The organism is Nocardioides houyundeii, from assembly GCF_002865585.1.
Taxonomy (GTDB): Bacteria; Actinomycetota; Actinomycetes; order Propionibacteriales; family Nocardioidaceae; genus Nocardioides; species Nocardioides houyundeii.
The window spans coordinates 1,411,118-1,430,540 of record NZ_CP025581.1 but is presented as its reverse complement, the minus strand read 5'-3'; the positions used below and the strand labels follow the sequence as shown (position 1 = coordinate 1,430,540).

15 protein-coding genes and 2 pseudogenes are annotated in these 19,423 nt (G+C 70.4%); 3 read left to right on the top strand and 14 right to left on the bottom strand.

What is annotated here, in order from left to right; all coding sequences use genetic code 11:
- Positions 1-76: 76 nt before the first annotated feature.
- The 4 genes and pseudogenes from C0R66_RS06915 to C0R66_RS06900 all read right to left on the bottom strand — a co-directional run bounded on the left by C0R66_RS06915 (position 77) and on the right by C0R66_RS06900 (position 4,587).
- Positions 77-2,304: pseudogene (locus C0R66_RS06915) on the bottom strand (polyribonucleotide nucleotidyltransferase).
- Between the two features lie 272 nt (positions 2,305-2,576).
- Positions 2,577-2,852, bottom strand: a complete 276-nt coding sequence (gene rpsO / locus C0R66_RS06910) for a 30S ribosomal protein S15 (RefSeq protein ID WP_101524083.1) — start codon at positions 2,850-2,852, stop codon at positions 2,577-2,579.
- A gap of 191 nt (positions 2,853-3,043) precedes the next feature.
- Positions 3,044-3,310, bottom strand: coding sequence for a DUF6458 family protein (locus tag C0R66_RS06905; RefSeq protein ID WP_101524082.1), 267 nt, complete (start codon positions 3,308-3,310; stop codon positions 3,044-3,046).
- Positions 3,283-4,587, bottom strand: coding sequence for a glycosyltransferase 87 family protein (locus C0R66_RS06900; protein ID WP_158647932.1), 1,305 nt, complete (start codon positions 4,585-4,587; stop codon positions 3,283-3,285). The genes C0R66_RS06905 and C0R66_RS06900 overlap by 28 nt, the downstream gene beginning before the upstream one ends.
- A 191-nt stretch (positions 4,588-4,778) precedes the next feature.
- On the opposite strand from C0R66_RS06900, the gene C0R66_RS06895 reads away from it, so the two are divergent.
- Entirely contained in the window at positions 4,779-6,899 is a 2,121-nt protein-coding gene (locus tag C0R66_RS06895) for a molybdopterin-dependent oxidoreductase (protein WP_240311620.1), read from the top strand.
- Between the two features lie 18 nt (positions 6,900-6,917).
- On the opposite strand, the gene C0R66_RS06890 is transcribed toward C0R66_RS06895, so the two are convergent.
- The 7 genes and pseudogenes from C0R66_RS06890 to rimP all read right to left on the bottom strand — a co-directional run bounded on the left by C0R66_RS06890 (position 6,918) and on the right by rimP (position 14,247).
- Positions 6,918-7,853 carry a bifunctional riboflavin kinase/FAD synthetase gene (locus C0R66_RS06890; RefSeq protein WP_101526093.1) on the bottom strand — a complete coding sequence of 312 codons (936 nt, stop codon included), beginning with the start codon at positions 7,851-7,853 and terminating at the stop codon, positions 6,918-6,920.
- Positions 7,854-7,878: 25 nt separating this feature from the next.
- Positions 7,879-8,745, bottom strand: a complete 867-nt coding sequence (gene truB / locus C0R66_RS06885) for a tRNA pseudouridine(55) synthase TruB (protein ID WP_199286844.1) — start codon at positions 8,743-8,745, stop codon at positions 7,879-7,881.
- Entirely contained in the window at positions 8,742-9,230 is a 489-nt protein-coding gene (rbfA, locus tag C0R66_RS06880; protein WP_101524078.1) for a 30S ribosome-binding factor RbfA, read from the bottom strand. The genes truB and rbfA overlap by 4 nt, the downstream gene beginning before the upstream one ends.
- Before the next feature lie 71 nt (positions 9,231-9,301).
- Positions 9,302-12,180 (bottom strand): annotated as a pseudogene (infB, locus tag C0R66_RS06875) (translation initiation factor IF-2).
- Positions 12,181-12,322: 142 nt separating this feature from the next.
- Positions 12,323-12,583: a YlxR family protein gene (locus C0R66_RS06870; protein WP_275888072.1), complete on the bottom strand. Its 261-nt coding sequence runs from the start codon at positions 12,581-12,583 to the stop codon at positions 12,323-12,325.
- 123 nt (positions 12,584-12,706) lie between these two features.
- Positions 12,707-13,681, bottom strand: coding sequence for a transcription termination factor NusA (gene nusA, locus C0R66_RS06865; RefSeq protein ID WP_101524076.1), 975 nt, complete (start codon positions 13,679-13,681; stop codon positions 12,707-12,709).
- Positions 13,681-14,247, bottom strand: coding sequence for a ribosome maturation factor RimP (gene rimP, locus C0R66_RS06860; RefSeq protein WP_101524075.1), 567 nt, complete (start codon positions 14,245-14,247; stop codon positions 13,681-13,683). The genes nusA and rimP overlap by 1 nt, the downstream gene beginning before the upstream one ends.
- A 110-nt stretch (positions 14,248-14,357) precedes the next feature.
- Here rimP and C0R66_RS06855 point away from each other — a divergent pair, with 110 nt between their 5' ends.
- Together C0R66_RS06855 and C0R66_RS06850 are read left to right on the top strand one after the other, a co-directional pair.
- Positions 14,358-14,855, top strand: coding sequence for a hypothetical protein (locus C0R66_RS06855; protein ID WP_101524074.1), 498 nt, complete (start codon positions 14,358-14,360; stop codon positions 14,853-14,855).
- Positions 14,852-15,298, top strand: coding sequence for a ferritin-like domain-containing protein (locus tag C0R66_RS06850; protein WP_101524073.1), 447 nt, complete (start codon positions 14,852-14,854; stop codon positions 15,296-15,298). Before C0R66_RS06855 ends, C0R66_RS06850 begins: the two co-directional genes overlap by 4 nt.
- A 254-nt stretch (positions 15,299-15,552) precedes the next feature.
- Here the strand turns inward: C0R66_RS06850 and C0R66_RS06845 are convergent, their stop codons facing one another.
- Genes C0R66_RS06845 through ispG form a run of 3 tightly spaced genes read right to left on the bottom strand, consistent with a single transcriptional unit; the run spans position 15,553 to position 19,405 of the window.
- Positions 15,553-17,322 carry a proline--tRNA ligase gene (locus C0R66_RS06845; RefSeq protein ID WP_101524072.1) on the bottom strand — a complete coding sequence of 590 codons (1,770 nt, stop codon included), beginning with the start codon at positions 17,320-17,322 and terminating at the stop codon, positions 15,553-15,555.
- A 50-nt stretch (positions 17,323-17,372) separates the two neighbouring features.
- Positions 17,373-18,215 (bottom strand): GNAT family N-acetyltransferase, encoded by an 843-nt coding sequence (locus tag C0R66_RS06840; protein WP_101524071.1) that lies wholly within the window; start codon positions 18,213-18,215, stop codon positions 17,373-17,375.
- A gap of 38 nt (positions 18,216-18,253) precedes the next feature.
- Complete coding sequence (gene ispG / locus C0R66_RS06835) at positions 18,254-19,405, bottom strand: flavodoxin-dependent (E)-4-hydroxy-3-methylbut-2-enyl-diphosphate synthase (protein WP_101524070.1); 1,152 nt, start codon at positions 19,403-19,405, stop codon at positions 18,254-18,256.
- Positions 19,406-19,423 lie beyond the last annotated feature (18 nt).

The window sequence follows — 19,423 nt, the reverse complement described above, 5'->3', positions numbered from 1 at the left end:
TGCGTCGGTGCAGCAGGGGTAAAGGCCGACCGGCCAGCAGAATTCTGCTGGCCGGTCGTCCTCTGACTTCGAGACGTCACTCGGAGTCGGACCCCTCGGGGGCGTCGGCGTCCGAACCAGCAGCCTCGTCCTCGACCACGGGGACCAGCGAGAGCTTGCCGCGGTCGTCGATCTCGGCGATCTGCACCTGGACCTTCTGGCCCACCGATAGGATGTCCTCGACGTTGTCGACGCGCTTGCCGCCAGCCAGGCCGCGCAGCTTGCTGATGTGCAGCAGGCCGTCCTTGCCGGGCATGAGCGAGACGAACGCACCGAAGTTGGTCGTCTTCACGACCGTCCCCAGGTAGCGCTCACCGATCTCCGGCATCGTCGGGTTGGCGATGGCGTTGACCGCGGCCTTGGCAGCCTCGGCAGCAGCGCCGCTCGTCGCACCGATGTAGACCGTGCCGTCGTCCTCGATGGAGAGCGTCGCGCCGGTGTCGTCCTGGATCTGGTTGATCACCTTGCCCTTCGGGCCGATGACCTCGCCGATCTTGTCGACCGGCACCCGGACCGTGATGATCCTGGGCGCGTGGATCGACATCTCCTCCGGAGCATCGATGGCCTCGGCCATGACGTCCAGGATCGCGTGACGGGCGTCGCGCGCCTGCTTCAGCGCCGCGCCGAGCACCTCGGCGGGGATGCCGTCGAGCTTGGTGTCGAGCTGCAGCGCCGTGACGAACTCACGGGTGCCGGCGACCTTGAAGTCCATGTCGCCCATGGCGTCCTCGGCTCCGAGGATGTCGGTCAGCGCGACGTACTCGGTCTTGCCGTCGACCTCTCCGGAGATGAGGCCCATCGCGATGCCGGCGACGGAGGCCTTCAGCGGCACTCCGGCCTGCAGCAGCGACAGGGTCGAGGCGCAGACCGAGCCCATCGAGGTGGAGCCGTTGGAACCCATGGCCTCGGAGAGCTGGCGGATCGCGTAGGGGAACTCCTCGCGGCTGGGCAGCACCGGCAGCAGTGCCCGGCGCGCCAGGGCGCCGTGCCCGACCTCTCGACGCTTCGGGGAGCCGACCCGGCCGGTCTCACCGGTGGAGAACGGCGGGAAGACGTACTTGTGCATGTAGCGGCGGTGCTTCTCCGGGGAGAGCGTGTCCAGCTGCTGCTCCATCTTGAGCATGTCGAGAGTGGTGACACCCATGATCTGGGTCTCTCCGCGCTCGAACAGCGACGAGCCGTGGACGCGAGGGATCAGGCCGACCTCGGCGTGCAGCGGACGGATGTCGGCCAGGCCGCGTCCGTCCATCCGCACCTTGTCGCGCAGCACCCGCTCGCGCATGAGCGACTTGCTCAGCGAACGGAAGGCAGCGCCGATCTCCTTCTCGCGGCCCTCGAAGTCGCCAGCGACCTTCTCGAGCAGGGATGCCTTGATCGCGTCCAGGCGCTCCTCGCGCTCCTGCTTGCCCGCGATGACGAGCGCCTCGGAGGTCTCGTTCTTCACCGCGGCCTCGACGGCGGCGTACACGTCGTCCTCGTAGTCGAGGAAGACCGGGAAGTCCTGAACCGGCTTGGCGGCTTCCTTGGCGAGCTCGGCCTGGGCCTCGCACAGCTGCTTGATGAACGGCTTGGCCGCGTCGAGGCCCTCGGCGACGACCTCCTCGGTCGGCGCCTGCGCGCCGCCGGAGACCAGGGAGAGGACCTCCTCGGTGGCCTCGGCCTCGACCATCATGATGGCGACGTCGCCGGTGTCGGTGACCCGACCGGCCACGACCATGTCGAAGACAGCGCTCTCGAGCTGGCTGTGGCTCGGGAAGGCCACCCACTGGCCCTCGATCAGCGCGACGCGCACGCCGCCGACCGGGCCGGAGAACGGCAGGCCGGAGAGCTGGGTGGAGAGGGACGCGGCGTTGATCGCCAGCACGTCGTAGGGCATTTCGGGGTCGAGCGCCAGCACGGTGATGACGACCTGGACCTCGTTGCGCAGACCCTTCTTGAAGGTCGGGCGCAGCGGCCGGTCGATCAGGCGGCAGGTGAGGATGGCGTCCTCACCCGGACGACCCTCGCTGCGGAAGAACGAGCCGGGGATCTGGCCCACGGCGTACATCCGCTCCTCGACGTCGATCGTGAGGGGAAGAAGTCGAAGTGGTCCTTCGGCTGCTTGGAGGCCGTGGTGGCCGAGAGCAGCATGGTCTCGTCGTCCAGGTAGGCGGTCACCGAGCCGGCGGCCTGCCGCGCCAGGAGGCCCGTCTCGAACTTGACGGTGCGCTTGCCGAACTTGCCGTTGTCGAGAACGGTCTCGACTGCAGAAATGATGGGTTCCACGGAGTATGTGGTCCCTTTCTCTTCGCGGAGCGAACCCGCGGTTGACCTGCCCCCAACGGGGGTGGGCCGGTCTCCGATCGAGGCTCGCAGGCCAAGAACGTCTCGCTCTCGCGAGCTCTCTCCTGAGGGCCACTACCGAGGACCGAGCCGGATCGGCGGGTCGCTCCTGATGGGTTTGGTGTTCAGTTGTGCGTGCGGGCCGAAGCCCACGGTTGAAATGTTAGCGAAAAATGGTGGGAGGGCCCACCCGCACGGGTGGACCCTCCGTCACATCAGCGTCGCAGGCCGAGGCGCTCGACGATCGAGCGGTAGCGCTCGATCTCGGTCTTCTGCAGGTAGTTCAGCAGGCGACGGCGCTGGCCGACGAGCAGCAGCAGACCACGACGGCTGTGGTGGTCGTGCTTGTGCTGCTTGAGGTGCTCGGTGAGGTGCGAGATGCGGTGGCTGAGCAGTGCGATCTGCACCTCGGGCGAACCGGTGTCGCCCTCGGTGGTGCCGTACTCAGCGATGATCTTCTTCTTGGTCTCCGCGTCGGTACCGATTGACATGCGAAGGCTCCTTCCGGCCCACCTGGGGCTCACTCGTTGCGCGGCGCGCCGGGGCCTGTTCACCCGGGCACTCTGGATCCGCGGCCGTTGGACGGCACGTGGCCCCGCATGACACGGGGACACCGGACCAGATTAACAGCGCACGACAGCGGGCTCCCAATCGAGAGCCCGCTGGCGGTGGTGCAGCTTGATCAGGCCACCGGCGGGGCCGGCGGGTCGGTCTCCATGTGACGCTCGGTGGTGGCCTGTCGCCCCTGGGCGTCGGTGGTGGTCGCCACCGTGCTGGTGCGGCGACGCGCGTTCTGCTGGGCGATGCTCAGCACCAGCAGCGCCACCCCCGCGATCGCGAGGATCCACCCGATGGTGCCGAGGTTGACCGGGCCCACCTGCTCCTTGTTGACCGCCAGGGACAGGATGAGCCCCACCACGATCAGTCCGACTGCGCCTCCGTAGCCCATCTGCGGTCTCCGTCCATGTCAAGTGTGGTGCCTCGAATGCGAGGCCCGACGCAGGTATACCCACTTCCCAGCGTTCCATTCCTTCGGCGCTCCCATGACGCCGGGACGAGCCCGTCGATCCACACGACGAGGAGGCACGCCCAGGTCAACGCCATCAGCGGGAGCTGCCCGTCATGCAACGGCTCGGCCACTGCGACTTCCCACACCCAGGGCCCGCCGCCGCCACTCCAGCTGCCGTAGACCTGCAGCACGAACACGCTCGCGGCCACGTTGAACAACCAACCACCGCGAAGGGAGACCAGGTAGGCGGCGGCCACGCCCCACGCCAGGTACTGCATGCCGAAGGCTGGCGTGAGCAGGAGCATCGACACCAGGGCGAGGGCGATGCCGACCGTGTCCTGACGACGTCGCCGTGACAGCAACGTCGAGAATGGAAGGGCTGCCGCGACGAACGCCGCCCACGTCGCGTGTGCCGCCAGCCAGGCGTCCCCGCCGGGATAGCCAGCTCCCTGCAGCAGCTCTGCCACCCCCCATTGCCCGAATGGCATGCCCTGGTAGCCCAAGACGTTGTCCCGGAACTCGGGCCAAGCCAGGACGATGACCGGCAACCACAGGACGACCACCACCAGCATCCCGCCCAGCACGAAGCGCCCCCATGCGGCCCAGCCGGCGCGCCACGCGAGATACAACAACCACGGGAGCGCCACCACCGGCACCAGCTTCAAGCTGATGGCCAGTGCGATGCACACACCCGCGACGAACGGCCGCGAGCGACGGGTGAGGAGGTAGTAGGAGACAAGCACGAGCGCAACGAAGACCGTGTCGGTGTTGCCGTGGAATCCCGAGATGACGATCAGCACCGGACTCCAGGCAACTGCGGCGGTGGCCGCCCACGCCTCCCTGGTACTGAGGTGTTCCGAGAGCAGCCGGTAGATCAACCAGCACGTCACACCATCCATGAGCGAGGAGGGGACACGGATCAGGTACGCGAACGGAAGCCCTACGTCGATCCCCGCGTTGACCAACTTCAGGAACCAACCCGCCAGGGGCGCGTGGTTGTACTGGATGTCGAACTCGTGGCCGTAGATGCCGATGGGACCATGCTCCCGGACCCCTTGTGCGAACTCCGACCAGTACGCGACGTCGCTGGAGCCCCCCGATTTCGCTGCGAGGTACAACCGGGCGAACGTGGAGCAGACGATGACCGCGACGAGCACTGAAGATGCCCGCGAGGTGCCGACGAACCTGCTGAGCACCACCCTGCTGGCCGGTTTCACAGGAGGTCGTCGCGGCACAGCAGTCTCCATCTTCCTGGTTCGGTGAGACTGCTTGGTCTCACCCGGCGTGTAGGTCCGAGGCACCGCGGACGCTTCCATATGCGTCGCATCCGAGTGGCGCGTTTCCACAACATTGAGCAGGTTTGGTTCGGGCCTCGTGCCCAGTGGGTGCAAATGGCAGGATGCGGCGTGTGACGACCATCACTCGCACCACGACCTGCAACCTGTGCGAGGCCATCTGCGGGCTACGGCTCGAGCTCACCGATGGTGCAGTGACAGCCGTTCGCGGCGACCCCGACGATCCGCTGTCGCGCGGTCACGTCTGTCCCAAGGGCGTGGCGATCGCCGACGTGCTCGTCGACCCGGACCGGCTGCGCGCGCCCGTGCGCCGTCGGGGCCCGGTCGAGGACCCCACCTGGGAGGAGATCGGCTGGGACGAGGCCCTCGACCTCACCGCCGATCGCCTCTCGGGCATCGTGAACGAGCACGGCGCGGACGCCGTCGGGGTGTACCTCGGCAACCCCAACGTGCACAGCTTGGGCTCGATGACCCACGGCGCGGCCCTGGCCAAGGCGATCCCCACCCGCAACCGGTTCAGTGCCACCTCGGTCGACCAGCTCCCCCATCAGCTGCTGGCCCACCTGATGTACGGCCACCAGCTCCTCCTCCCGGTGCCGGACCTGGACCGCACCGACCTCTTCCTGGCCTTCGGCTACAACCCGATGGCCTCCAACGGCTCCCTGATGACCGTCCCGGACTTCCCAGCGCGCCTGCGCGAGCTCAAGGCACGGGGCGGCCGGATGGTGGTGGTGGACCCCCGACGGACCGAGACAGCGCGCGTCGCGCACGAGCACCTGTTCATCCGCCCCGGCACCGACGTCCACGTGCTGCTGGCCATGGCGCGGGTGCTGATCACCGAGGACCTGGCCCGCCCCGGGGCGTACGTCGACGGGCTGGACCGGGTGGCGGCCGCTCTTGCCGACCGGACGCCGGAACGGGCCGAGCGCGCCAGCGGCATACCCGCGGACCGGATCAGGGCCCTGGCCCGGGAGCTCGCCACCGCGGAGCGGGCCGTGGTGCACGGCCGCATCGGAGTCTCCACCACCGAGTTCGGCACACTGGCCCAGTGGGGCGTGCAGCTGCTCAACCTGCTCACCGGCAACACCGACCGCGTCGGCGGCGCGATGTTCACCACGCCCGCCATCGACGTGGTCGGCCGAGGGCTCGTCGGCCGGGGGCATCGCGGCCTCTGGCACAGCCGGGTCCGCGGGCTCCCCGAGACCCACGGAGAGCTGCCCGTGGCGGCGCTGAGCGAGGAGATCGAGACCCCGGGGCGCGGACAGGTCCGCGCCCTGCTCACCATGAGTGGCAACCCGGTGCTCTCCACTCCCGACGGCGCCCGGCTCGACCGGGCTCTCGGCGGGCTGGAGTTCATGGCGGCCGTCGACTTCTACATCAACGAGACCACGCGGCACGCCGACGTGATCCTGCCGCCCACCTCGCACCTGGAGCGAGACCACTACGACCTGGTCTTCAACGCTCTCGCGGTCCGGAACACCGCGCGCTTCTCCCCCGCGGTCTTCGCCAAGAGCGCCGACCAGCGTCACGACTGGCAGATCTACGCCGGACTGGTACGCCGTCTCGGGCAGCGGCTGGAGCGGAGGTCGTCGGTCCGCAAGCGCCTCGTCACCCGTGCGCGGCTCGCGGTCTCCCCCACCCGGACGGTCGCCCTGCTGCTGCGGACCGGCTCCTCCAAGGTCACCCTGAGGGCGCTGCGACGCGCTCCGTCCGGAATCGACCTGGGCCCCCTCCGGGAGGGCCAGCTGCCCCACCGGCTCCACACCCGGGACGGCCGGGTCGACGCCGCCCCCGACCTCGTGCTCGACGACCTGTCTCGCCTGGACGCCGCCGTGGCCCCAGCGGCAGGCTCGCTGCAGCTCATCGGGCGCCGTCACCAGCGGGACAACAACTCCTGGATGCACAACGCCGAGCGACTCACCCGGGGCCGCCCCCGGCATCAGCTGCTGATGCATCCGCACGACCTGGCAGCCCGGGGCATCCCCGACGGCAGCCGGGTACGCGTGGCCTCTCGGGTGGGCAGCGTCGTGGTCGAGGTCCAGGCGAGCGAGGACATCATGCAGGGCGTCGTGTCACTGCCCCACGGCTACGGGCACGGTCGCCCGGGCAGCCGCATGCACCGCGCCGCGAGCGTCGAGGGCGTCTCGATCAACGACCTCACCGACACCGAGATCCTCGACGTCTCCGGCAACGCCGGGCTGAGCGGGGTGGTCGTCACCGTCACCAGCGAGTGAGTCGGCGCTCGGGCCGGATCAGCCGAGGGCGAGCCTGGTCCGGCGTACGTCGTCGTGCATCGTCTCGATGAGGGAGTCGACCCCCTCGAACCGCACCATCCCGCGCAACCGCTCGACGAAGGAGACCTCGACCTCCACGCCGTAGAGCTCCAGGTCGTCGCGGTCCAGCACGTAGGACTCCACGCGACGCTCGCGCTCCCCCTCGAACGTGGGGTTGGTCCCCACGGAGATCGCTGCCGGGTAGCGCGCGCCGGTGTCGAGCCTGGTGAGCCACCCGGCGTACACGCCGTCGCTGGGAGCCGCGGCCATGGCGGCGGTGGGCACGTTGGCGGTGGGGAAGCCGAGTCCCCGACCGCGCTGGTCCCCCTGCACCACGACGCCGCGGACGGTGAACGGACGTCCCAGCGCCTCCGCGGCCCCCGCCACGTCGCCGGCGGCCAGGCAGTTGCGCACGTAGGTGGAGGACCAGACCTGGGGGCCCCCGTCCAGGGCGACGCCCTCGACGGCGAAGCCGCGGACCGCCCCGACCTCGCGCAGCAGGGCGAGGTCACCGGCCGCACGCTTGCCGAAGCGGAAGTTCGCGCCCACCACCACCGCCCGGGCACCGAGCGCCTCGACCAGGACGCGGTCGATGAACTCCTCCGGGCTCCAGCCCGCGATGTCCCGGTCGAACGGGATGACGAGCACGTCGTCGACGCCGGCGTCCCCGAGCAGACGCACCCGGGTCTGGATCGAGGTCATGATCGGCGGGGCGTGCTCGGGCCGCAGCACCGCGATGGGGTGAGGGTCGAAGGTCACCACCACCACCCGCGCCACACCCAGGTCGTCGGCGACCTCCCGGGCGCGTCGCAGCACGTGCTGGTGTCCCAGGTGGACCCCGTCGAAGTTGCCGATGGTGACGACCGTCGGGCCCGCGTCCGCGGGCACCTCGGTCAGCGAACGCCAGATCTGCACGTAATCAGCCTGCCACACGGCCTGGTCACACGAAGACGGCGACCGGTCGTGCGCCGTCCGAGGTGGGTTCGTACAGCGCCAGGAACTGCCCGTCGGGGGCGAAGAGCGCGGTCAGCGCGTCCAGGCCGAGGGCGAGCGCCCGACCCACCCGAGCCGAGGCGGCCTGGTCTTCGTCGAGCTCCCGGCAGGCGAAGCTGCGCCGGGCGGCCTCCGCGATGGGGAGCACGGCGAAGTGCTCCTCCAGCTCCTCCAGCGTGCGGGCGGTGCTCAGGTCGAAGCTCCCCACCGCGGTGCGCCGCAGGGCACCCAGGTGACCGCCGACGCCCAGCGCCGCGCCCAGGTCGCGGGCGATGGCCCGGATGTACGTGCCGCTGGAGCAGCGCACCCTGATGTCCACCTCGACGGTCTCCCCCACCGTCTCGATCCTCGCCACGGTGATCTCGTGGACCGTGACGGGTCGGGCCGGGAGCACCACGTCCTCGCCTTCGCGCACGCGTTGGTAGGCGCGCTTGCCGTCGACCTTGATCGCCGAGACCGAGGTGGGCACCTGCTCGATGTCCCCGACGAACGCCGCCAGCGCCGTGCGCACCGCTGCCGGGTCCACCCCCGAGGCGTCCGTGCGAGCCGTGGGCTCGCCCTCGGCGTCGTCGGTGTCGGTGGCCACTCCCAGCACCACGGTGGCGTCGTAGGCCTTCTCCGTCAGCATGAGGTGCCCCAGCAGCCGCGTGGCGCGGTCCACCCCGAGCACGAGCACCCCGGTCGCCATCGGGTCCAGGGTGCCGGCGTGGCCGACCTTGCGGGTGCCGGCCAGACGACGTACCCGGGCCACCACTCCGTGCGAGGTGATCCCGGCGGGCTTGTCGACGACGACGAGCCCGGGCTCCACACTCACTCCCGCTCGTCGTCCTCGTCGTCCCCGACCTCGGGCCCAGCCTCGGAGCTGTCGGGCTCCTCGGCCGCCTCGCGGGGCTTGCGGTACGGGTCCTCCTCGCTGGCGTACGTGGCGCCGGCACGCTGTGCCGCCACCGCCTCGTCGCTGGCCCGAGCCGCCGCCAGCACCTCGTCGAGGTGGCGGGCGGTCTCCGGCAGGGCGTCGCGGACGAACTCCAGCGTCGGGGAGAGCCTCATGCCGAGCTGCTTGGCCACCTCCGAGCGGAGCAGCCCCTTGGCCGACTCGAGCGCAGCCGCCGACGCCTCAGCCTCGGTCTCCTCACCGAGCACGGTGTAGAAGATCGTGGCGTGCTGGTTGTCGCCGGTGACGCGAACCTCGGTCACCGTGACGAACCCGAGCCTGGGGTCCTTGATCCGACGCTCCAGCATCTCGGCCACGATGACCTGGATCCTGTCGGCGATCTTGCGCGACCGTGCGTTGCCCATGTTCCTACCTTCGTGAAAATGCCGAGTCGGCGCCAGCCTTGCGGCCGGCGCCGACTCGACGGGGGTTACTTTCAGGAGCGCGGGATCTCGCGCATCTCGAAGGACTCCACGACATCGCCGATCTTGATGTCCTGGAAGTTCTTGAGCACCAGACCACACTCGAAGCCCTCGCGGACCTCGGAGGCGTCGTCCTTCTCCCGCTTGAGCGAGGCCAGGTCGAGGTTGTCAGCCACGGTCTTGCCGTCGCGCAGGATGCGCACCTTGGCGTTGCGGCGGACGGTCCCCGAGGTGACCATGCAGCCGGCGATGTTGCCCGCCTTGGAGGAGCGGAAGATCTCGCGGATCTCCGCCTGACCCAGGACGGCCTCTTCGTACTCCGGCTTGAGCAGGCCCTTGAGCGCCGCCTCGATCTCCTCGATCGCCTGGTAGATGACCGAGTAGTAGCGAATCTCGACACCTTCCTTGTCGGCCATCTGAGCCGCCTTGCCCTGGGGCCGGACGTTGAAGCCGATGATGATGGCGTCGGACGCAGCGGCCAGGTCGACGTTGGTCTCGGTGATCGCACCGACACCGCGGTCGATGACCCGCAGGGTGACCTCGTCGCCGACGTCGATCTGGGCCAGCGAGTCCTCGAGGGCCTCGACCGAGCCGGACACGTCACCCTTGAGGATGAGGTTGAGCTCCTGGCTCTCGCCCTTCTCCATGGAGGCCATGAAGTCCTCGAGGGTACGACGGACGCGACGCTTGGCCTGCATGGCCGCACGCTCGCGCGCCTCGCGCTTCTCGGCGATCTGGCGGGCCATGCGGTCGTCGTCGACCACGATGAAGTTCTGACCCGCACCCGGCACGGCACTGAGGCCGAGGACCATCGCCGGACGTGCCGGGTCTGCCTCGGTGATCTCGTTGCCGAACTCGTCGAGCATGGCCCGGACCCGGCCGTGTGCCGGACCGGCCACGATCGAGTCGCCGACCCGCAGGGTGCCGCGCTGGACCAGCACCGTGGCGACCGGGCCGCGACCGCGGTCCAGGTGCGCCTCGACCACGAGGCCCTGGGCGTCCTGGGTGGGGTTGGCCCGCAGGTCCAGGGACGCGTCGGCGGTCAGCACGACCGCCTCCAGGAGCTTGTCCAGGTTGAGCCCGGACTTGGCCGAGACGTCGACGAACATCGAGTCGCCGCCGTACTCCTCGGGGATGAGGCCGTACTCGGTCAGCTGGCCACGGACCTTGGTCGGGTCCGCGTCCGGCTTGTCGATCTTGTTGACCGCGACCACGACCGGCACTCCGGCAGCCTTGGCGTGGTTGAGCGCCTCGACCGTCTGGGGCATGACGCCGTCGTCCGCCGCGACCACGAGGATCGCGATGTCGGTGGCCTGCGCACCACGGGCACGCATGGCGGTGAACGCCTCGTGACCGGGGGTGTCGATGAAGGTGATCCGGCGGTCGACGCCGTCGACCTCGGTGTGGACCTGGTAGGCACCGATGTGCTGGGTGATGCCACCGGCCTCCTTGGCGACGACGTTGGCGTTGCGCAGCGCGTCGAGGAGCTTGGTCTTTCCGTGGTCGACGTGACCCATGACGGTGACGACCGGCGGTCGGATGACCAGGTCGGACTCGTCGCCCTCGTCGGAGCCGAACTCCAGGTCGAAGGACTCCAGCAGCTCGCGGTCCTCGTCCTCGGGAGAGACGATCTGGACGACGTAGTTGAGCTCCTCGCCGATCAGCTCGAAGGTCTCGTCACCCACGGACTGGGTGGCGGTGACCATCTCGCCCAGCGAGAAGAGCATCTGCACCAGAGCTGCTGCGTCGACGTTGATGCGCTCGGCGAAGTCGGTCAGCGAGGCACCGCGGGGGAGACGGACGGTCTCCCCGTTGCCCTTGCGGACGCGCACGCCGCCGATGGTCGGGGCCTCCATGGCCTCGAACTCCTGGCGACGGGCGCGCTTGGACTTGCGGCCGCGACGCGACGGACCACCGGGACGCCCGAAGGCACCCTGGGTCTGGCCACGCTGGCCCGGGCGCTGGCCCGGACGGCCGCTGGCCGGCGGACCGAAGCCACCGGGACGGCCGCCTGCAGGCGCACCGGCACCGGGACGGCCCGGGGCTCCACCACGGGACGGGGCGCCGGGACGCCCGGGGCACCACCGCGTCCGCCCGGTCCACCAGGACCGCCGCCGGGGCCACCGGGGCCACGACCGAAGGATGAGGGGGACTTGGGCATCATCGCCGGGTTGGGTCGCGGCATCCCGGGACGGGCCGCGGGGGCACCGCCTTCGCGGGAGGCCGGCGGCCTCGGGGGACGCTGCTCGTCGCCGGGCGCCGCGGCGGGCGCGGCAGGAGCAGCCGGACGGCGGCCCATGCCCTGGCTCGGGGCGAACGGGTTGTTGCCGGGGCGAGGCGCACCGGGCTTGCCCACGGGCCGCGGAGCGGGCGTGGGAGCCTTCGGCGCAGCCGGGGACGCGGCCTTCGGCGCTGCCGCGGCGGGCGCCTCGGCGGTCGGGGCTTCGGGCGCGACGGGAGCCTGCGGCTCCGGCTCCGGCTTCGGCTCCGGGGTCGGCTTGGCCTTGGGACCGGGCTTGGGACCCGGGCGGGCGGGGGCCGGGGACGGCGCCTCAGCGGCGGCGGGCGCAGCTGCGGGGGCGGCCGCTGGAGCGGCTGCCTCGACGACGGGCGCGACGTCCTGGACGACCGGTGCGGTCTCCACGGGACGGGGCGCGGGCTTGGGGCCGGGCTTGGCGGCAGGTGCCGCCGCGGTCTGCTCCGCTGCCGGGGCTGAGGACGCGGAGCTCTTCAGCTCGGCGCCGTACTGCTTCTTGAAGCGCATCTCGACAGGGGGCTCGACGGTCGACGATGCCGACTTGACGAACTCCCCCATCTCCTTCAGCTTCTCGAGAACGAACTTGCTCTCGACTCCGAACTCCTTGGCGAGTTCGTGGACTCGGGTCTTGGCCACGTTAGAACGCTGCTCCTTCTGGCCCGAGCCCCGAAGGGATGTTTTTCGGACCGTTAGTTGTGGTGCTGGCTCATCGGAAAGTACTCATCGAGTGCTCATGAGCTGCCTGCTCCAGTTTCTGGTCGGTCGATCACGGTGTCGATCATGGTGTCGATCTTGGTGGGTGAGCGGTGAGGTACTCCCCCAGCGGTGTGGCGGCGAGCCCCTCGCGGACCCTGAGGGCCCGGGTGAAAGCTCGGCGTCGCACCGCGAGTTCATAGCACTCGGGCGTGGGGTGCAGGTGCGCCCCGCGACCTGGTGACGTGGCGGTGGGATCAGGGACGACGGCCGGAAGACCGTCTGGCCCCTTGCCTGCCACCACGCGCAACAACTCGCTCTTCGTGGCCCGCTTCCGGCATCCCACGCAGGTCCTGATGGGGCTGAGGACTGGGGAGAGCGTTGCACGTGCCACTGACTCAACCTTAGCGGGTGCTGCCAGGTAATTCCGAACCGGGAGCGCACCGCGGGCGCGCAGCCGGGACCAGGCTCAGTCCTCGTCGGGCTCGTCGGAGCGGATGTCGATGCGCCAGCCGGTCAGCCGAGCCGCCAGGCGGGCGTTCTGCCCCTCCTTGCCGATGGCCAGCGAGAGCTGGAAGTCCGGGACCACGACACGGCAGGAACGGGCAGCGGCGTCCAGCACCTCCACCGAGGTCACCCGCGCCGGGGAGAGCGCGTGGGCCACGAACTCGGCGGGCTCGTCCGACCAGTCCACGATGTCGATCTTCTCGCCGTGCAGCTCCGCCATCACGTTGCGCACCCGCTGACCCATCGGCCCGATGCAGGCACCCTTGGCGTTCACCCCCGCGACCGTGGAGTGGACGGCGATCTTGGAGCGGTGTCCCGCTTCGCGCGCGATGGCCGCGATCTCCACCGTGCCGTCGGCGATCTCGGGAACCTCGAGGGCGAACAGCTTCTTCACCAGGCTCGGGTGCGTCCGGGACAGGGTGATCTGTGGGCCCCGCATCCCCTTGCGCACCGAGACCACGAGGCACTTGATGCGGGTGCCGTGCGCGTAGACCTCGCCGGGGACGCGTTCGCTCACCGGCAGGACGGCCTCGAGCTTGCCGAGGTCGACCATCACGTCGTCGGGGTTGTGTCCCTGCTGGATGACGCCCGAGACGATGTCGCCCTCGCGTCCGGCGAACTCGCCGAACCGCAGGTCGTCCTCCGCGTCCCGGAGCCGTTGCAGCATGATCTGCTTCGCCGTGGTCGCGGCGATGCGGCCGAAGCCGTCCGGGGTGTCCTCGTACTCCGCCACCACGTTGCCCTCGGCATCGAGCTCGGCGGCCAGCACCGAGACGTGCCCGTTCTTCCGGTCCAGCGTCACCCTGGCGCGCTCCTGGGCTCCGGGGGTCTTGTGGTAGGCGGTGAGAAGCGCCTGCTCGATCGCCTCGACGAGCACGTCGAAGGAGATCTCCTTCTCGCGTTCCAGCATCCTCAGGATGCTCAGGTCGATGTCCATCAGTCGTCCTCGTCCTCGTTCTCGTCCCCGTGCATGTCCTCGTGCGTGTCCTCGTGCATGTCCTCGTGCACGTCAGGGTCCTGGCCCTCGTCCTGCTTCCTGCGGTTGAACTCCACCTGCACCAGCGCCTTGGCGATGTCGGCGTAGGCGATCCGCACCGTTGCTCCCTCGACCTCGAGGGACACCGACTCGTCGTCGTGCTGCTGGATGCGCCCGGTGACGGGCTCGCCCTCGGCGAGGGTGACGCGCACCAGGCGGTCCTGGTTGCGTCGCCAGTGCCGCGGCAGCGTCAGCGGCCGGTCCACCCCCCGGGAGGTCACCTCGAGGAGGAAGGGCATCTCCCCCATCACGTCGGAGTCGTCGAGAACCCCGGAGATCTCGCGGGTCGCCTCGGTCACGTCGTCGAGGTTCACCCCGCCGTCCTTGTCCACGGCGATGCGGAGCACGCGGCGCTTGCCTGCCGGCGTGAGCTCGACAGCCTCGACGTCGAGACCGAGCGCACTCAGGGGGCCGGCGATCTCCGCTTCGATGCGGCTCCGAGTGGCGTCGTTCCTGGCCTGGCTCATGTGTCGACCTCCGTGTGCTGTTGTCGGCGCCCACCATAGCCCCGAGCGACCCCCGAGGCAGAGTCCGGGCGCTGGCGCGTGGAGCGTCCGGGGCTCGGTAGGGTTGTCCGGTGTCGGAGTATCAGCTCGCCCCGTCCAGACGTGCCGTGCTCGTCGCCGCCCTGGGGGCGGGCGCCCTGCTCACGGGATGCGATGTCGAGGGCTCGGCCAGCACCAAGCCCCCTCCCCCGGACCCCGACTCCGCTCTCCTCGCGGCCGTCCTGGCCAGGACGCTCTCGCTGCGGACGATGCTCGGCGACACCATCGCCGTCCACCCCTCACTCGCGCCGGCCCTGAGCCCCTTCGACCTGATGCACGCCGACCACCTGGCACTGCTGGACCCGGCCGAGGACACCTCCTCGGCCAGCCCGTCCCCGGCGCCCTCGGTGCCACCGGCTCCCCGCCGCGCCCTCACCCGGATGCAGTCGGCCGAGGGCCGGCATGCCGCGTGGTTGCGCGCCAGCGCGGCTGAGGCCCGCAGTGGCCGGTTCGCCCGGGTCCTGGCGTGCATGAGCGCCGGGGTCGACCAGCACCTGGCGAGCGCGGCGGCCGCCACGGTGAGTCCATGACAACCTCGGAGACGACCTCGGGGGCGACCTCGAGCGCCCTGCAGGCGGTGCTGAGCCTGGAGCACGCCGCCGTCCAGCTCTATGGCCTGCTGGGCGGCCAGACGTCGTTGACCGCCGAGCCTGCGCGGCACGGCCTGATCACCGCCCGGTACGCCGTGCACCGGGAACGGCGCGACGACGTGGCCTCGGCCCTGCGGCGGCGAGGCGTCGAGCCGACTCCCGCCGCGAGTGCCTACCACCTGCCCGCCCTCGGGTCGCCGGCCGCGGTGGGGGCGGCCGGACTCGAGCTCGAGCAGCAGTGCGCGGGGGCCTACGCCCAGCTGGTGAGCCAGAGCGAGGGCCGGTTGCGCCGCTGGGCCATCAGCGCCCTGGGCGAGACCGCCCTGGCCGAGCTTGCCTGGGGCGCTCGACCCGCGTCGTTCCCCGGGGCCGACGAGCTGTAGGCGCAGCACTCGCGCGAGGACAGGGGCCCGGAAAAGCCCGAAGGCCCGCGGTCTCGACTCCTTGGGGAAGTCCCGAGATCTTCCCCAGAAAGCCGAGCCAGCGGGCCCTGGTGGACTGGTCAGCAGCAGTCCGTCGTGGAGTTCAACCTGGGTCGAGGATCACTTCACTGACATGAGTATGCAGCAGAGAACCGACCGGAGTAACGGCTTGTCGCCTGCATGTTCTTGCAGTGCGTAAACCCGCAACAATCCCGTCAGGCTCGGACCGCCGCGACGATACGACCGGCCGCCTCCGCCACCGGCACCTCGACCCGGTCGTCGCTGCCCCGGTCCCGCACCTCGACGGTGCCGTCGGCCAGCCCCCGCCCGACCGTGACCAGGGTGGGAACGCCGATGAGCTCGGCGTCCTTGAACTTCACCCCGGGGCTGATCTTGCCGGCCCGGTCGTCGTAGATCACGTCCAGCCCCTGGGCCGTCAGGTCGGCACAGAGCTGCTCAGCCGCGGCGAACACCGCGGGGTCCTTGCCCGCAGCCACGACGTGTACGTCGGCCGGGGACACCTCACGCGGCCAGCACAGCCCCGAGGCGTCGAGGGTGTTCTCGGCGATCGCCGCCACCGCCCGGGAGGGACCGATTCCGTACGAGCCCATGGTGACGGTGACCAGCTTGCCGTTCTCGTCGAGCACCTTCAGGTCCAGCGCCTCGGCGTACTTGCGGCCGAGCTGGAAGATGTGCCCCATCTCCACGCCCCGCGCCGACTCCAGGGAGCCCTCGGCACATGCCGGGCACTCGTCGCCGTCGCGCACCTCGGCCGCCTCGATGGTGCCGTCCGGGGTGAAGTCCCGACCTGCCACCAGGTCGATGACGTGGCGACCCTCGGCGTCGGCGCCGGTGACCCACCGGGTGCCCTCGACCACGCGCGGGTCGACCAGGTACCGGATGCCGGAGGCGGACTCCTCGCCGAGCACCCCGGGGCCGATGTAGCCCTTGACCAGCGTCGGGTGCTTGCGCATCTCAGCCTCGTCCATGGCCTCGACCTCGATGGGCTCGAGCTGGCCCTCCAGCCGCTTCTGGTCGACCTCGCGGTCCCCGGGCAGGCCGATCGCCAGGGGCTCCCGGGTGCCGTCGGGGTGCTTGAGCACCACGAGCACGTTCTTGAGGGTGTCTCCAGCGTGCCACGGGCGGTCCTGGCGGGGGTACTGCGCGTTCAGGTGGTCCACCAGGGTGGCGATCGTGGGCGTGGCCGGGGTGTCCTCGGCGTGCGCCGGCGGCACCCCGTCGTGGGCCACGGGCTCCGGCGCCCGGACCGTGACCGCCTCGACGTTGGCCGCGTAGTCGCAGTGGGTGCACCGCACGTAGGTGTCCTCCCCCACGTCGGTACGCGCCAGGAACTCCTCCGAGCGCGAACCGCCCATCGCGCCGCTGGTCGCCCGGACGATGACGTAGTCGAACCCGAGCCGGTCGAAGATCCTGATGTAGGCGTCACGGTGCCGCTGGTAGGCGGCCTCCAGTCCGGCGTCGTCGACGTCGAAGGAGTAGGAGTCCTTCATCACGAACTCCCGGCCCCGCAGCAGACCAGCGCGGGGCCGCGCCTCGTCGCGATACTTGGTCTGGATCTGGTAGATCGAGAGCGGCAGGTCCTTGTAGGAGGAGTACAGGTCCTTGACCACCAGGGTGAACATCTCCTCGTGGGTGGGACCCAGCAGGTACTCACCGCCCTTGCGGTCGGTGAGCCGGAAGATGTTGTCGCCGTACTCGGTCCACCGGTTGGTGGCCTCGTAGGGCTCCTTGGGCAGGAGCGCGGGGAAGAGCACCTCCTGGGCGCCGATCGCGTCCATCTCCTCCCGGATGACCCCCTCGATGCGGCGCAGCACCCGCAGCCCCAGCGGCAGCCAGGTGTAGATGCCCGGGGCCACGCGGCGGATGTAGCCCGCGCGGAGCAGCAGCCGGTGGCTGGGCACCTCCGCGTCAGCCGGGTCGTCTCGGAGCGTGCGCAGGAAGAGCTGGGACATCCGCAGGATCATGGGGGTCAGGCTACTGGCGCGTCGAGGCGTGCGACGAACCGGACGTGCCCCTAGAACATGATGGTGGCGAACCTGGCGCTCTCGGTGAATCCCACACGCTCGTAGGCCGTGCGGGCCGGGTGGTTCCAGTCGTTGAGGTAGAGCGAGACGACCGGCGCGATGCTGCGTCGCACGTGCTCCACCACCGCCGCCATGCCGTGGGTGGCCAGTCCCTCGCCCCGGCGGTGCGGTGGGACGAAGACGCCCTGCACCTGGGCGGCGTACGGCGACACGCACGCCACCTCCGCCTTGAAGATCACCTCGCCCGCGTCGTCGAACCGGGCGAAGGACCACTGTCGCGCGATCAGCTGCTGGATCCTGGCTCGGTAGAGCTCTGCCCCGCCGGTGGCCTCGGGTGAGACCCCGACCTCCTCGGTGTACATCGCCACGCACGCCGGGTAGAGCGCTGCGAGGTCCTCCCGCGTGGTGTTGCGGACACCGGGATCGGGATCGACGAGGGGATCACCGGCGATCTCGAGGTGAGGCTGGAGCCACCGCTCCTCACGCGCGGCACCCCAGGCACCGTCGATCGTCCGCCAGATCTGACGCACGGCCGCGTCCGGCCCCACGATGGTGCTGGCCCGGCGCCCCACCTGGACCGCGCGCTCGGCGAACCGGGCCGCGGACTCCTGGTCGCACTGGACCGGCACCAGGTTGGCGCCGGCGTGGCAGGCAGCCACCAGCCGGCCCGAGACGAAGCGCCCCCAGACCTCCCCGCCGAGCCATCGCGGGTCCAGCCCGGTGGTCCGCGCCCGGTGGTCGGCGAAGACGTTGACCACGGGGTCGGCGTCCGCGAGGGCCAGGAACTCCACCAGGTCGGCGGCGCCGAGGACGCGGAGCTCGTCGGTGGTCACGGCCGCGAGCCTAGTCCGAGCAGTGCCACCGCCGGCAGTCAGGAGACGTTGACGGAGGGCGCCGCACCGTCGACGGGCTCCATGCCTTCGGCGATGCGCAGAGCCTCCTCGATGAGGGTCTCCACGATCTGGGACTCCGGCACGGTCTTGATGACCTCGCCCTTGACGAAGATCTGCCCCTTGCCGTTGCCCGAGGCCACGCCGAGGTCTGCCTCCCGTGCCTCTCCAGGTCCGTTGACCACGCACCCCATGACGGCCACCCGCAACGGCACCTCGAGGCCCTCCAGCCCCGCGGTGACCTGCTCGGCCAACGTGTAGACGTCGACCTGGGCGCGGCCGCAGCTGGGGCAGGAGACGATCTCGAGCCGGCGCTCGCGCAGGTTCAGCGACTGCAGGATCTGCAGGCCGACCTTGATCTCCTCCACCGGCGGGGCCGAGAGCGAGACGCGGATGGTGTCGCCGATGCCGCGGCTGAGCAGGGCTCCGAACGCGGTGGCGGACTTGATCGTCCCCTGGAACGCCGGGCCGGCCTCGGTGACGCCGAGGTGCAGCGGCCAGTCGCCGCGCTCGGCGAGCATCTCGTAGGCCGCCACCATCACGACCGGGTCGTTGTGCTTCACCGAGATCTTGAAGTCGTGGAAGTCGTGCTCCTCGAACAGGCCGGCCTCCCACACGGCCGACTCCACCAGGGCCTCCGGGGTGGCCCGGCCGTACTTCTCCAGCAGGCGCTTGTCCAGCGACCCGGCGTTGACGCCGATCCGGATGGAGGTCCCGCGGTCCTTGGCGGCGCGTGCGATCTGCTTGACCTGGTCGTCGAACTGGCGGATGTTGCCCGGGTTGACGCGCACCGCGGCACAGCCGGCGTCGATCGCCGCGTAGACGTACTTCGGCTGGAAGTGGATGTCGGCGATCACCGGGATCTGGGAGTGCTGGGCGATCTCGGGCAGCGCGTCCGCGTCGTCCTGGCTCGGGCACGCGACCCGCACGATGTCGCACCCGGCGGCGGTCAGCTCGGCGATCTGCTGCAGCGTGGTGTTGACGTCGGAGGTCAGGGTGGTGGTCATCGACTGCACCGAGATCGGGTGGTCGCTGCCCACCCCCACGGAGCCGACCTGGATCTGGCGGGTCTGTCGTCGGGGAGCGAGGACCGGAGGCGGGAGCGCGGGCATGCCCAGCCCGATGGCAGTCATGACTGCAAGGTTACTTCG